10 protein-coding genes are annotated in these 14555 nt (G+C 39.3%); 2 read left to right on the forward strand and 8 right to left on the reverse strand.

The window, feature by feature from the left end:
- Window positions 1-13: 13 nt before the first annotated feature.
- Window positions 14-1612, reverse strand: a complete 1599-nt coding sequence (locus AC0N32_RS11285) for a RagB/SusD family nutrient uptake outer membrane protein (RefSeq protein ID WP_476393962.1) — start codon at window positions 1610-1612, stop codon at window positions 14-16.
- A gap of 5 nt (window positions 1613-1617) precedes the next feature.
- Complete coding sequence (locus AC0N32_RS11290) at window positions 1618-4368, reverse strand: SusC/RagA family TonB-linked outer membrane protein (RefSeq protein WP_476393963.1); 2751 nt, start codon at window positions 4366-4368, stop codon at window positions 1618-1620.
- 327 nt (window positions 4369-4695) lie between these two features.
- Here AC0N32_RS11290 and metG point away from each other — a divergent pair, with 327 nt between their 5' ends.
- Together metG and AC0N32_RS11300 are read left to right on the forward strand one after the other, a co-directional pair.
- Window positions 4696-6732 (forward strand): methionine--tRNA ligase, encoded by a 2037-nt coding sequence (gene metG, locus AC0N32_RS11295; RefSeq protein ID WP_476393964.1) that lies wholly within the window; start codon window positions 4696-4698, stop codon window positions 6730-6732.
- A gap of 52 nt (window positions 6733-6784) precedes the next feature.
- On the forward strand, window positions 6785-7477 hold the full coding sequence (locus tag AC0N32_RS11300) for a hypothetical protein (protein WP_476393965.1): 693 nt from the start codon (window positions 6785-6787) through the stop codon (window positions 7475-7477).
- Window positions 7478-7494: 17 nt separating this feature from the next.
- Here the strand turns inward: AC0N32_RS11300 and AC0N32_RS11305 are convergent, their stop codons facing one another.
- The 6 genes from AC0N32_RS11305 to AC0N32_RS11330 all read right to left on the reverse strand — a co-directional run bounded on the left by AC0N32_RS11305 (window position 7495) and on the right by AC0N32_RS11330 (window position 14546).
- A complete protein-coding gene (locus AC0N32_RS11305; protein ID WP_476393966.1) occupies window positions 7495-8199 on the reverse strand; it encodes a class I SAM-dependent methyltransferase in 705 nt (234 codons plus the stop codon).
- Between the two features lie 379 nt (window positions 8200-8578).
- Entirely contained in the window at window positions 8579-9064 is a 486-nt protein-coding gene (locus AC0N32_RS11310) for a hypothetical protein (RefSeq protein WP_476393967.1), read from the reverse strand.
- Between the two features lie 310 nt (window positions 9065-9374).
- Entirely contained in the window at window positions 9375-10967 is a 1593-nt protein-coding gene (locus AC0N32_RS11315; protein WP_476393968.1) for an MFS transporter, read from the reverse strand.
- Window positions 10968-11158: 191 nt separating this feature from the next.
- Entirely contained in the window at window positions 11159-12280 is a 1122-nt protein-coding gene (locus AC0N32_RS11320) for an HlyD family secretion protein (protein WP_476393969.1), read from the reverse strand.
- Between the two features lie 20 nt (window positions 12281-12300).
- Window positions 12301-13611, reverse strand: a complete 1311-nt coding sequence (locus AC0N32_RS11325) for a TolC family protein (RefSeq protein ID WP_476393970.1) — start codon at window positions 13609-13611, stop codon at window positions 12301-12303.
- Between the two features lie 89 nt (window positions 13612-13700).
- Entirely contained in the window at window positions 13701-14546 is an 846-nt protein-coding gene (locus AC0N32_RS11330; RefSeq protein WP_476393971.1) for a helix-turn-helix domain-containing protein, read from the reverse strand.
- Window positions 14547-14555 lie beyond the last annotated feature (9 nt).

Below are 14555 nucleotides of genomic sequence, written 5' to 3' on the forward strand. Positions count from 1 at the left end.
TAGTGTTTTTTTATTAATAGCCAGGATTTTGAACCAAATTAGGATTTGCCACGATCTCATTAGCTGGCAAAGGAAACAGATTTCTGTAATCCTCAACAGCTTTACCATCTTTCACACCTCCCTTCCAAGGCCATAGATAAGAACCAGTCGTAAATTTACCATAACGGATCAAGTCCGTTCTTCTTGTTCCTTCCCAAGACATTTCTCTTGCTCTTTCATCTAAGAAGAAATCGGTATTAATTGACGCAACTGTATTACCTCCAGCTCTTGTTCTCAAGGCATTCACATATCCTAATGCAGTAGTAATATTTCCTCCTGATCCTCCTCTTGTAACAGCTTCACCATACATCAAATAAATATCAGCCAAACGATACAATGGAATATCTGCATCGACAAAATTACCTGATGCGTCTGATCCAGGAGCACCGTTAGAAAATTTTATATTTTTATATTTAATAAATGCATAACCATCTGTAAATGTTGATACATTATTTATTTCTAAATTCTGACCAGTAGTGTAGAAATTTCCTCTTTGATCACTTGGAGAACCTGCAAATAGATTAACAAAAGATTTTGTAGTTCTTAGGCCACCCCAACCCCCATTTATTCCAAAATCAGAAGCAGGCATAGATCCTCCAACAGCGGCATGTACCATGAAAGTTGAACCACCATAAGTTTTTGTACTTGTACCGTCGTAGTTTACAGATAAAATAACTTCAGGATTACTTACATTATTATCAGCCATAAATAATGATCCATAATTTGATTTTAGAGTATAACCAGCACTTATAATTTTGTTACAATACGTAATACAATCTGTATATCTTCCTGTACCTGTGTAAACTTGAGCATTTAAATACAATCTTGCTAGTAAAGCCCAAGCTGCAGCTTTATCTGCTCTTCCATACTCATTAGTTTTTGCATCTTTAAGATCATTGGCACAAGCTAAAAGTTCAGCTTCTACATATTTGAATAATTCTGCTCTCGCAATTCTTGGTGGAGGAGTATTAATAATATCTGTAGCTTCTGTTACATTAGGAACATTTCCAAATAAATCTAATGCGTGATAATAAGATTGTGCTCTCAAAAAACGCGCTTCGGCACGCATATATTTTGCCTCAGTCAGATTATTTCCTGTAATGCCGTTTGTAGAAAGTTTTTCATCTGTAGTGTTTTTAATAAATTCATTACTTGTAGCAATTACACTATAGATTCTGTAATATATCGCTGTTATGAAAGGGTTTGAAGCATCCCAAGTCATTTTATGCATTTCTGGTAGACCGGAATCTGCCCAAGCGATAACCGCTTCATCAGTTGTTAATACCTGCATACTGTACATTTGACGAAGATAATTGGAAAATCCACCATCAATGCCTCCAATATCCGTATTTGCATCTCCGTTATTCTGATCTCCTTGTCCTCCAATTGCCAATCCAGCATAGATTTTTGCTAAAGCAGGTTTATAGTTATTAAAATCTTTATATAATACAGAGGCAGTAAGTCCTAAACTTGGTTCTCTTTCCAGATCTTGTGAGCACGAGCCTGCTGAAATTACAGTTCCTAACACAATAGACCCTATAATTATTTTTTTGTATAAATATTTATTTTTCATGTTAATTAAAATTGAAAGTTAAATCCTAATGAATACACTTTAGGCCTTTGATAAAATCCATTATCTACACCATTAAAAATCTCTGGATCAATACCTTTATATTTAGTGATTACAAATACATTTTGTGCCATAGCATTTATTCTTAAATTAGTTCCCTTACCCATAAATTCTCCTACATTATAACCAATCGTCAAATTATCCATCCTTAAAAATGAAGCATTTTCAACAAACATATCAGAAAATAACTGTGTAGTTGCAAATTGGGTATTTAAAACACTTACATTAGTATTACTCAAGAAATTATTATTTTGAATATTTGCAATTGAACTGTTAGAAGCTGAATTATTATAAACATAGTTTCCTAAGATAGCCCTAAGTGTAGTTCCAAAATCCCATTTTTTGTAAGATATTTTAGTTGAAAAACCTAAAATTGCGCTTGGGTTAGGCGATTTATAAAAATATTTATCAGAATCATCAATTTTTCCATCTGCGTTTCTATCTACATATACTCCTTCAAGAGCTTTTCCATTACTATCATAAACTTGCTGGTAGACAAAGAAAGAATTGGGTGCATATCCTACAGAATTCCATTCTATATAGTTATTAATTCCTGTAATATTTGATGATGATGTCTGAAATCTATACGAAGAATCAACATATTGTGAGAAGCTAATAATTTTAGGGTTTGCCTTACTGAAGTTAAAATTAACATCCCATGTTAAGTTCTCATTCTTTACAGGTACAATATTCAGATTAAATTCAATTCCTTTATTATCAATTACGCCAACATTTTTAGTAACAAAGTTATTAAGACCTCCTGCCCAAGTCGGTACATTCGCAATTAAGCTGTTATCATCCGTTCTTTTTGCAAAAAGATCTACCGAACCGTTGATTCTATTATTCAAAATTCCAAAATCTAATCCTATGTTTTTTGCAGTAGTAGTTTCCCATCTTAAATTTGGGTTATAAATATCAGGTCTTAACAACGTGTAAAAAGTGTCACCAAGCTGATACTGTGAAGTACTGCTATTACTATATGAATATGACCCAAAAGCAGTATAAAAACCTCCTGTTTCTTGTTGCCCAGTTTGTCCCCAACCTGCTCTTAATTTTAAAGAATTAATAAGTTTTACATTCTTCAAAAAACTTTCTTCATTAATTTTCCATGCAACAGATACACCGGAAAAATTCCCCCATAAATTATTTTTGTCTGTTCCATTCCAGAAAGTAGATGACCCATCTCTTCTTATTGATCCGTTAATAATATATCTATTGGCTATTGTAAAAATACCTCTTGCGTAGTATGACTGCATCGTTCTTTGATTATCTCCCGCAGTCGAAAAATCGGTTTTTTGACCATTCCCGTAATAAGTTGGTGCTACTGGAGTTATCTCATGTTTATCCTGATAAGAATAACCTCCAATAATATCAATATTAGTAGCTATAGCGTCTATTTTTTTAACATAATTAAAATATGTTTCCAATAATTTACCTTTAGCTTCCTGTGAATATGAACGATAAGATCCTAAAGTACCAATACCTTGTGCATAATTTGCAGCCACGGCAGTAGAACCGTCACTTTTTGCGTAATCATAAGAAACATTTGCTACCAATCTTAAATCTGGTAAAAAATGAAGCTTATAATCAACTTGCAAACTTGGAATAATTCTGAAAACAGATGATAAATCTCTTTTACTATATAGTAGACCAAGAGGGTTTCTTGTTCCATTGACATTTAGTCCGGTAGCTGTGTTTGCAGAATCCAACCACTCATAATATCCTCCGTAATTAGAATTACCAGAATATATCGGTTGTGTCGGATCAAAATAAATAGCAGCACCTATCGCTCCTCCATCAGGGAATCTGTTTTCCGTAAATGTTCCTTTTAAATTTGCATTAATTGATAAATGGTTGTCAAAAAACTTTGGCGATAGATTTAATCCCAAAGAAGTTCTTCTAAATTCATTAGTTTTTACAATACCATTCTGCTCATTATATCCTAAAGATAATCTATAAGGTAAACCTTTAATTCCTCCAGAGAGAGACACATTATTATCAGTACCTAAAGCCTGTTGATAAATTTGGTCTTGCCAATTTGTATTAGCATTTCCCAAATAAGATTTTTGCTGTGTTGTACCATAGGTATTTACAAAGCTTCTGAATTGATCTGCATCCATAACATCTGTATTCCCCATTTTAGTTGAGACAGAAAAATTGGTATTAAAATTTACCCTGAATTTTCCCGCCGTTCCTTTTTTGGTTGTAATTAATATAACCCCATTAGTAGCTCTGTTACCATAAATGGCAGTAGCAGAAGCATCTTTAAGAATATCAAAAGTTTCGATATCATTTGGATTAATTAATGATAATGGATTCGTTGCCCCTGCTAAACTATTTGTTTCTAAAGGTACTCCATCAATAACTATTAAAGGATCATTATATTGGAAAGAAGAACTACCTCTCACCCTGATTGTAGATCCTGATCCTGGAGCTCCACCATTTCCCGTAATCTGTACACCGGGAGTCTTCCCGACAATTAATTGATCCGCAGTAGTAGATCCTGCATTAAAATCTTTAGAGGAAATTGAAGATATCGACCCCGTAAGATCCGTTTTCTTCTGCTTCCCATAACCAATCAGAACAACCTCCTCTATTTTTTTCTCTTTTGTAGCAGAGTCGGTGGTTTGCGCATGAATTATTGTACTTGCAAATAAAAATGCAGGCGCAATTTTTAATACCGTTGTAAAATTTTTCACAATATTATTTTTTATATAGTTTCTCTTTTATCGTACATGGCCTAGGCCTGCTGCAATTTAAAAAAAATTAAGAATTATCATAAATTTTTAAAATTTTTATTAAAATTGTGTAAATTAAACGATTGTTTTAGCTTACACATCTATCTATCAATCGTTTAAATTAAAATATGCATAACATAACAGTGGATTAAATTTAACAAAAAGTTAAACATACGTTTAACTAAATGTAATATCCGACTGCCCTTATAGACTTTATCGCGCCTTAAAAAGGCCCTGTCATATTCCGTATATATTCCCTATCTTTGCCTATATAAAATTTTACTATAAATGTCGAACAGAAAGATGATTACGGCGGCTTTGCCTTATGCAAACGGACCGGTTCATATAGGACATTTGGCAGGTGTCTATATTCCTGCAGATGTTTACGCAAGATTTCAACGGAGAACAGGAAAAGAGGTAGCATTTATCTGTGGTTCGGATGAGCATGGAATTCCTATTACCATAAGGGCTAAAAAAGAAGGGGTTACCCCACAGGATATTGTAGACAAATACCACGAAATCATTAAAAAATCTTTTTCAGATCTGGGGATCTCATTTGATGAATACTCCAGAACCACGTCTGAAAAGCATTATGAAACCAGCCAGGATTTCTTTAAGGTACTCTACGAAAAAGGGAAGTTTACAGAAGAAGTATCCGAACAGTATTTTGATGAGCAGGCCGGGGAATTCCTTGCCGACCGCTACATCGTCGGAACATGTCCCCACTGTGGAAACGAAAACGCCTACGGAGATCAGTGCGAGCGATGCGGCTCTACCCTTTCGCCTTCAGAGCTGATCAATCCAAGATCGATGCTGAGCGGAAATGTTCCCATCTTAAAAGAAACAAAAAACTGGTACCTGCCGCTGAACGAATACGAAGACTTCCTCAACGAATGGATCATTGAAGGCCATAAAGACGATTGGAAGCACAATGTGTACGGACAGGTAAAATCATGGCTGAATGACGGACTGAAACCCCGTGCCATGACCCGGGATCTCAACTGGGGCGTGCCGGTTCCATTGCCAGGGGCCGAAGGAAAAGTATTGTATGTGTGGTTTGACGCACCGATCGGATATATCTCTTTCACCAAAGAATGGGCAGAGAAAAACGGCAAAAACTGGAAAGATTACTGGCAGAGTGAAGAATCTGATCTGGTTCACTTCATCGGAAAAGACAATATTGTATTCCACTGTATTATTTTCCCGAGTATGATGAAGGCGCATGGTGACTTTATCATGCCTGCCAATGTACCGGCATTTGAGTTTTTGAACCTTGAAAATGACAAAATCTCAACCTCTAGAAACTGGGCGGTTTGGGCACATGAATACGTGGAAGATTTCCCGGGACAGCAGGATGTTCTGAGATATGCTTTATTGTCATCAGCTCCGGAAACCAAGGATAATAATTTTACCTGGAAAGACTTTCAGACCAAAAACAACTCTGAGCTGGTAGGGATCTTCGGAAACTTTATCAACAGAGTAGCCGTCCTGATTCATAAATACTACAACGGTGTCGTTCCGGAGGGAGATGTTAACGCTCCTGAATTACAGGAAATCAACAAATCGGCGAAAGAGATTTCAGGCTTCCTGGAAAATTACGAATTCAGGAATTCTTTAACGGCTTTGATGAATCTTGCTCGTTTCGGAAACCAGTATCTTCAGACTGAAGAGCCTTGGAAAACGATCAAGGATAATCCTGAAAAAGCAGCTCATTCGCTATTTGTCGGAGCTCAGATTGCCGTAGCATTGGCGCAGCTGTGTGAACCCTTTATGCCTTTCAGTTCCGAGAAATTATTAACGATGTTTAATGCTGAAAAGCAAAGCTGGGCGGATATTGAAACAAAATCTGTATTCATCAAAGCCGGTCACCAGATCAACGAAGCCTCTCTTCTTTTCTCAAAAATTGAAGACGATGTCATCGAAGCCCAGATCCAGAAACTGGAACAGACCAAACAGAACAATAAAAAAACAAACCCTAACGCAAACCCTATGAAAGAAGAAATCACTTTTGATGATTTTACAAAGATCGACCTGAGAACAGCCACTATTCTGGAAGCTGAAAAAGTGGAAAAAGCAGACAAATTGCTGAAACTGACTGTGGATACAGGCGTTGACGTAAGAACGGTCGTTTCCGGGATTGCAGAAAGCTTTACCCCTGAAGAAGTGATCGGGAAGCAGGTGATGATCTTATTAAATCTTGCGCCAAGAAAAATCAGAGGTATTGAATCCCAGGGAATGTTATTGTTAACCACAAAACCGGACGGAAAATTATCTTTCGTAACACCGGATGACAGCAATGTGGAAAACGGGATTGAAATAGGATAAATATTATAAACTTCAATAGATAAATGGGCATTTCGATGCCCTTTTTTTGGTTATGGTCAGCAAAAATGTACTCCGAAAATTACCGGATGCCGAGCTCAGGAAATATCTTATCGCAGGGAACCGTTTTACCCCGGAAGCCGTGGAAATCGCTCTTGAGATTCTACAGGAAAGAGGTCACGTCTTCAGCGAATCCGAAAAATCAACTGTCGATGAGATCATCCGGATTAAAAAACAGGATGAAGAAAACAGGATACATGAAGAAAAGGAAACCTGGAAAGACCATATTACAGAAGACCCTAATGCCATAAAGCTTTATTCCAGGACCACAATTTTTGTTATGACAATCCTGTTTACTACCCTTCCCGGATCTGTCCTGTTATGCCTTAATCTGCTGGCAATCAGAAAATATACTGTTGCTGTTTTCACCTTATTGGCGGGCTTCGGGTATTTCTTGCTGCAAACTTATCTTTTCTCAACCATCTTTCTTACAACACATTCATCCTCGCGATACAGTCCTGAAATGGGAATCATTGCACTGGGGGCGCTCATCTTACTGGTAATATCAGTCCTCTTCATGCCCAAAAAATTACCTTACCGGCCAAAACCGCTGTTCCTTCCTGTTGTTTTAGCCATCCTGACGCTTATCATCATGCTTATCAATTTTAAAGGGTGGTTTTCAGCATATCCTGTGGTCTCGGTTTTCCGCCTGGTCAGGGATTTCTCAAGCATGCCCGGGCAAATTTAAACTCGATAAACCCCTGCTTATTTTTTCGTGAGTTTGGCCAGATAAGATTCATCTTCCTGAAGTATTTTCTCAATGGTAAAACCGTTGTGTTCAGCGGCATTTTTTAAGGTATTAAAATCCAGATACAGCCATTTGATCGGCTCCTCAGATTCTCCTTTGTAGTGAACCACATAATCGAGCTCGCCATAATATCCTTCGGCAGGAATATACACACCGCCGTCTTCGTCACGGTCGAACATATACAGAATATCCGTGCTGTCGATCAGGATCTGTCCTTTTTCATTCAGAAGGGCATAAAGTTTTTTAAGATAAATATCAATAACCAGAAGGCTCTGAAAAATACCCGTTCCATTCATCAGCAGGAGAATCGTATCAAAAGTATCCCCGGAAAAGGCAAGCATGTTTTCAGCCACGGCTCTTTTTACACCCCTAAGCCTGCAGATTTCGATGGAAAGAGGGGAAATATCCAGGGCGGTCACTTCCAGATGCCTGTTATTCTGAAGATAAAGCGAATGCGATCCTGCGCCCGCACCAATATCGAGGACTTTTCCCCGAGACAGTGTTAAAGCTTTCTGTTCGATGTCATTCATTTCTTCAAAATCACGGAAGAGATAATCTACCGGAAGTTCATCGAGTTCGGAAATAGAAGTTTCGGTCTGCAGATCCTGAGAATTTTCCTGATGGTAATAATCCCGGATCGCCTTTCCCATAAGGTCTTTCATAGCGTTCTAAAAAAAGCAAAGATAGTGTTTTGATCAGACTTATCTGATACAACCGATCATCCTACATAATTCCCTGTATATTTATTACATTTAAAACCAGAAAAAACTTAAAAATAAATATGAATCAGATTATTGCTACACAAAACTCTTCTCACAATTCCACTGATGAAGTATAAGTTTACGGTTCAGAACAAATCTCTACCGGTCTTTTAATGGTCGGGATGGGTTATTTACTGGTTTATCCGGGTTCACAGACCCAGATTTTCAGCTTCTGAACCGGAACAAAGCTTAGGGAAACCCTGACGGCATGGTTAAAATAAAATCCGCTACGGTTCTGCAACCGCAACGGACCATTAAACAACCTGTTCAAACATCTAAGCTACTCCTCAGAACCTTTTGCATCTTTCTTAGGAGAAGTTTTTACAAAGAACTGCTTAAGATCATTCAGCTTTGTTTCAAAACCTTCTGCTCCCGTACCTGCCATAAAGCCGGTAAAACCATAATCTACCAGAGACGCCTGATAATTGTCGTAATCATGAAGGATCTTTGCATTCTGAATTTTAACATAAAGAATATTCAACCGTGCACTTATATGTTCCATAACCAGGCGGCTCGCAAAATCATTGTTGAATTCTACCCAATCGACCTGGGTCGTGCACAGATCCGGCCGGTTGACCAGGTAATCATTCACCTTGTTAACGAAAAGCTTATTCTGCTCATTGATGCTTCCATACTTCTGTCGGTCTTCTGAAGTTAAAGTAATATTAATTCTCGAAAGGGCATTTTCTAGTCCGGTTAGTGCATTCTTCACATCATCTATTTCCTGCCCGGTAAGATGAACATTGTTTAAGTTGGTAATTGCCATAGTTGCATTGTTTAAAATTGATTGATAAAATTATATTTGTCAGGACTAAAATATACTGGTCCCGGATCATTAACAATTTTAAATGCCGCTTTTTACTTTTAGTGCGTTAATTCGCATTTTTGGCGAATTATTATAGCATAAATTTCATTATTTAAGTTTGATTACAAAATATTTTTCACTTCCTAATTCATGGTATAAGAAGAAACAGTAGGTATGATTAATTAGTCCGTATACATCTTACAAAATGCAAAGCTCCATTCTATATACATAAAATGAAGCTTTGACTAAGTAAATGAAAAACAAGGTATCGTTAAAGCGCAGGACCAGCTGCGTCTTTTATTTCTTCGAGAAGTTTTTTCCGCTCACGGAGCCTTCTTCTGGCAATGACCGATTTCCCGGTGAGCATTCTTATAAACCGTACATATTCGAAACGTTCTTTTCCGAAATGATGGGTAAAAATATAGATCAGAATACCGATTCCGGCCAGGATAATATATCCGAATATCTTTTTGGAGGCAATAATAATGGCATTCAGCTGAATGAGTTTCATATTGGCGGCCACAGTCTGCGGACTTACCGTCATCCCATCCATATATACGGCAAGATCTCCTACCGCCACCACCTGGAAGCGGTACTGAACCCATGAATAAAGAGCGGAGAAAATGCCGACAGCGAGAAAGGTTCTCCACACCAGCACGAGACCGATGGCGGCCAGCATATCATCCATTTCAAGCTTATCCAGCGTATAAAACCATACGGAAATAAACAGGGCTCCCATTCCGTAGCCTTTCAGGAACATAGGAAGATACCAGTACTCATAGCTGAATTCCAGGACCATTGAAAAATACATCACCATCGCATATCCTAGCATCGCTGCAAAGCCGGAGAAGATGAACATTTTCAGGGGAATCTCTTTTTTAAACCAAAAAATAGCAGTGCCTCCTGCGAGGATGAGCCCGGGAATCATCAGGAGATTCAGCCCGGCATTCGTCAGCTGATCATATCCTAAAACACCGACGGCAAAAGTATTCTGAATAGAAGTTGTCCCTAAAAACATCCCCAGGCACAAAAGCATGAACAGCCCATGCTGAACATTATTTTTAGTGAAAATTTTAAAGGATAAATAAGGTCTCTTTAAAGTCATCTGCCGGATCACAAGCAATGCAAAGCTGATGAAAGCCGCTATCCCGGCGTTGATGATCCGGGCAGACCGCACCCAATCCTGCTGTTTTCCAAACGAAAAAACATAGGCCGAAAACATAAAAGTCGCCACAAAAAGCAAAACACTGAGCCAGTCGATATAATGCAACGGAACCTTTAAGGCAAAATACTTATCGTGCATAAAAATCCAGTGCAGAAGAGCGAGAATGAAACATCCTACTGCCGCCATGATGTAGAAATGCTGCCAGTTGTAACGGATGGAAATATCAACCGCATAATAAGCCACTACCTGATTCAGCACGAGAACAAAGGTATAAAAAGCCCCGTAGAATATTCCGCGGTTGCCGATCATCGCCATCAGCGGAAGAAAAAGCTCGATCGTCACCATCATCTTTAAAAACCCGATCACCAATGAGCTGAAAACAAAAATCAGAGGGTCATAGGTGGTGGAATTCAGATAGCTTAATAATCCCAGAAGCACGAGCAGTACCGTCATTTTATCCCGTACCTTAAACCTCATCTTCATTCGGAGGACGATCGGCATACAGGCGCCCATACCGATGGTGGTGGCATAGTTGGCCCACATAAAATATTCCGTCATCGCACCGGTTCCGCTGACCAGATAGCTGATGTTTCCCGTGTACACCCCTCCCAGTGGCATCACCACCGCGAGCAGCAACACAATGAGGAGCAGCTGTACAGGTTTGGGAACCCAGTCGTTGTATAGTCCTTTATTGTACATTTCTTTGATTTAATGTTAAAAAAGAGCCAGGTAAAAAGGTAAAAGTAAAAAGTGTGGTGCGAAATACAGATTCATCAACTGATGAAAACTTTCACACATCTTTCTTTCATAACTTATATTTAATGCAACCTACTTTATACTTTTTACCTGGCTCTTTTTACTTGCCCTTTTCACTTGGCTCTTTTTACTTTTTACTTTTTACTTACCAAACTCACGTTTACATTCATTCCGGCGCTCAGTTTATTGAGGTCTGCCTTATCGTTTGAACCTGTAAATTCTATTCTTACCGGAATTCTCTGCTGAACTTTGATAAAGTTTCCGGTAGAGTTATCCGTCGGAACACTGGAATACCTTGATCCTGTTGCGGCTGAAACGGCCGTAACCACTCCTTCAAACTGTTTTCCTCCCAGTGCATCTACCGTCATCATCAGCTTTTCACCGATTTTCACATCCGGCATCTGGCTTTCCAGGAAGTTGGCCGTTACCCATTTCTGTCCGTTTAATACAATGGTTGCTACCTGCTGCCCCGGCTGGATCAGCTGCCCTTCGGAAATGGTTCTTCGTCCCATTACTCCGTCATACGGCGCCGTGATTACGGTGTATGAAAGGTTGATCTTTGCCATATCCAAAGCGGCTTTTGTTCTTTTGATTTCCGCATCATTGATTCCCAATTTGCTTTTCACCTCGGTCGTAGAAAGGTTTGCAGATTGTTTTTGGTTAACTAATGTTTCATAAGCAGCCTTTTGTGCATCATATTCAGTTTTTACCTGGTCGTATTGCTGTCTGGTCACCGCTTCGGAAGCCAACAGGTTTTTGTAGCGGTTAAGATTCTGTTCAGCATTCCAGAGTCTTGCTTTGGCACCGGCAATATTGGATTCCATCACACTGACATTATTGGAAACGGTGTTCACAGAAGAACTTGTAGCCGTTCTCTGGGCAAGAGCATTCTGATAGGCTGCTTCTGCCTGTCCCAGCTGCGTAAGAATTTCACGGTCGTCGAGGACAACCAGGGTATCACCTTTCTTAACTTGCTGATGTTCTATGAATTTTATTTCTTTAATATACGCTGAAACCCTTGTGTTGATAGGATTGATGAATTCCTCTACCTGGGCAGCTTCGGTATAGGTTTTATCCCCTACGTGAAAATATTCACGCACCAGCCAGAACAGTCCGAAACCGATGACCAGGAAGACAATCGTATTGGAGATGATTGCCCTGATCCTGTTCTTTTTATTTTGTTTCTTTTTCGCTGCAGCAGGGCTTTGGGTCTGTGCAGAAGATGCATTCTGTATATTTTGTTCCTTGTTTTCCATTGTTTTATTTACCTTAAAAATTATAATGTTCCTGTCGATTTTAGAAGACTGTAGTATTGATACAGCATATTGATTTCCGCGTTGGCATAATCTAATTCCGACTGCAATTTCTGGTTCTGCGCATCGATCATTTCTGCCTGTACCGCCAGCTGATTGAGGTATTTGGCCTCGGTAATCTTATAGTTTTCCTCCGCCAGTTTTTTAGCATCATTAAGGATCTCAGCCTGCTGTATCGATTCCTGATATTTGATGTAAGCGGCGTTCACCCCCATATCCACATTCTGTTGAGTCAGCGTTACGGCATCATTCGCCTGGCTTTTCTGAAGCTCGCCCAGCTTTACCCGCTCTTTGGTTTTATAAAGATTATCAATATTGTAGCTTAAGGAGATCCCGGTCTGCCATCCTCCTGAATACATATCCAGAACAGGATTTCTTGTCGTGATCGGCCTTTGCACCGTATACCCTCCGAAACCTGAAATCGCAGGCATCTTATCGGTTTTAATGATCTCAATATTCTTGTCTGCTACATTCACGTTGGTCTGCGCAGATTTTAACAACGGATTATTGTTGTGGGCCAGATTCAGATAAAAATCGATCCCGATACCGGACTCTTTGTTTTCCAGGCTTTCGACCGGCATTATTTCCGTATCTGAAGGCAGGCCGAGCGCAAGATTCAAATTATAATTGAGGATTTGTTTGTTGTTCACCAGCGTCAGAATTCCCTGATCCAGGTTTTTAATGGCCAGTTCGCCACGGATCACTTCATTTCTGGTGACCATCCCCTGCTGGTAGAATTTCTGAATATTTTTCAGACGTTCCTGGGCCAGCTTTTTATTGCTCTCAAAAACCTTCTGCTGATTTAAAATTTTATAGACATCAAGATAATTAGAGATCACCAAAAACTTGACGTCCTGCTTGTTCTTCTCCAGATCGAGCTCCGAAAGCTGCTCACGAAGTCCGGCAAGCTCAATGGATTTATTCACCAAACCTCCTTTAAAGATCAGCTGGGTTGCCTGAACCCCATAAGTGCTTCCGTAGTGCGGCATCGGAATGTTTGTGGAATTGGAAAAGTCTTTATCGATAGCTACCGCATCTCCCAGATAAAACTGGCTCGTAGAAGCCGTAATATTGGGAAGTTTCTGAAGTTTTACAACGTTTGTATTCTGCTTTGCGATATCGATGTTCTGCGCCGAAACTTTCAGCTGCTGATGATTCTGCAGGGCAAGTTCCGCCACTTCATTTGCGGTCATCTGTTTTATTTCCTGTGAAAAAAACAGCGCAGGAAATACTGCCAGCATTACCGACAGCACTGTTTTTATATTCTGTACCATTTTACCTTGTTTTACGAATGCAAAGTTATGGCACTAAGGAACCCAAACAAATGTTTGAATTTTGGAAAAAGATGTTCAAATGTAAGATTTCAGTTTTCGAACTGATTTCTGTATTGCGACGGACTTTCGCCTAGATGCTTTTTGAAAAAGTGAGAAAAAGAATACGGGTCGCTGAATCCCAGTATGGAAGAAATCTCCGAAACAGGCTTACTTGAAGAATTCAGCAGTACCTTCGCTTCATTGATGACAATTAAAGCAATGATCTCACTTGCCGACTTACCGGTCACCGACTTGATGACCGACGAAAGATGTCTGGTTGTAATCGACTGTCGTGCTGCATAAAACTCTACACTTCGTTCGTTATTATGGTATTTGGCGACATCATTCAGGAAAACAAAAACGATTTCCTCCTGTCTAGACATCTGGTTCATGGCAGTATTGTCCTGACTGGAAATGATTCCGGCCATCTGATAGCAGAATACTGAAAACAGATGCTCCACGATCTCCTTTTTATAGGTCATCTCCGTTTCAGAATCAAGGATATACTTTAAAAAGTTGACGCTTTTCCACACCACCTCCATTTCGTCTGCATGAAACGGAACCCCGATATTCATCTGCTGACGGAAATAGCGGTAGGTAATCAATCGGTTGAATTTTAATGATAAAGCAGAAATAAATTCTCTTTTATAGGACACCATTCTCGACTGGAAGTCATCACTCACCGAAATCATTTCATAGACGGTCTGCGGATCGGTGACCATAAACATATTGGCAGAAAGCTCCAGATCCCGGAAGTGCTGCTTCATTTTTATGGTTCCCGATTTGATAAATATAAATGCCGGGTTCTCCGGACGGAAGGGTTTGTCGACCGCAATTCTCTCGAAGATATTATGTTGCGTAAAGATCTCAACCCCGAATTTTTCTAAGACAGACATAGACACAAA

The sequence above is a fragment of the Chryseobacterium endophyticum genome, assembly GCF_056333165.1.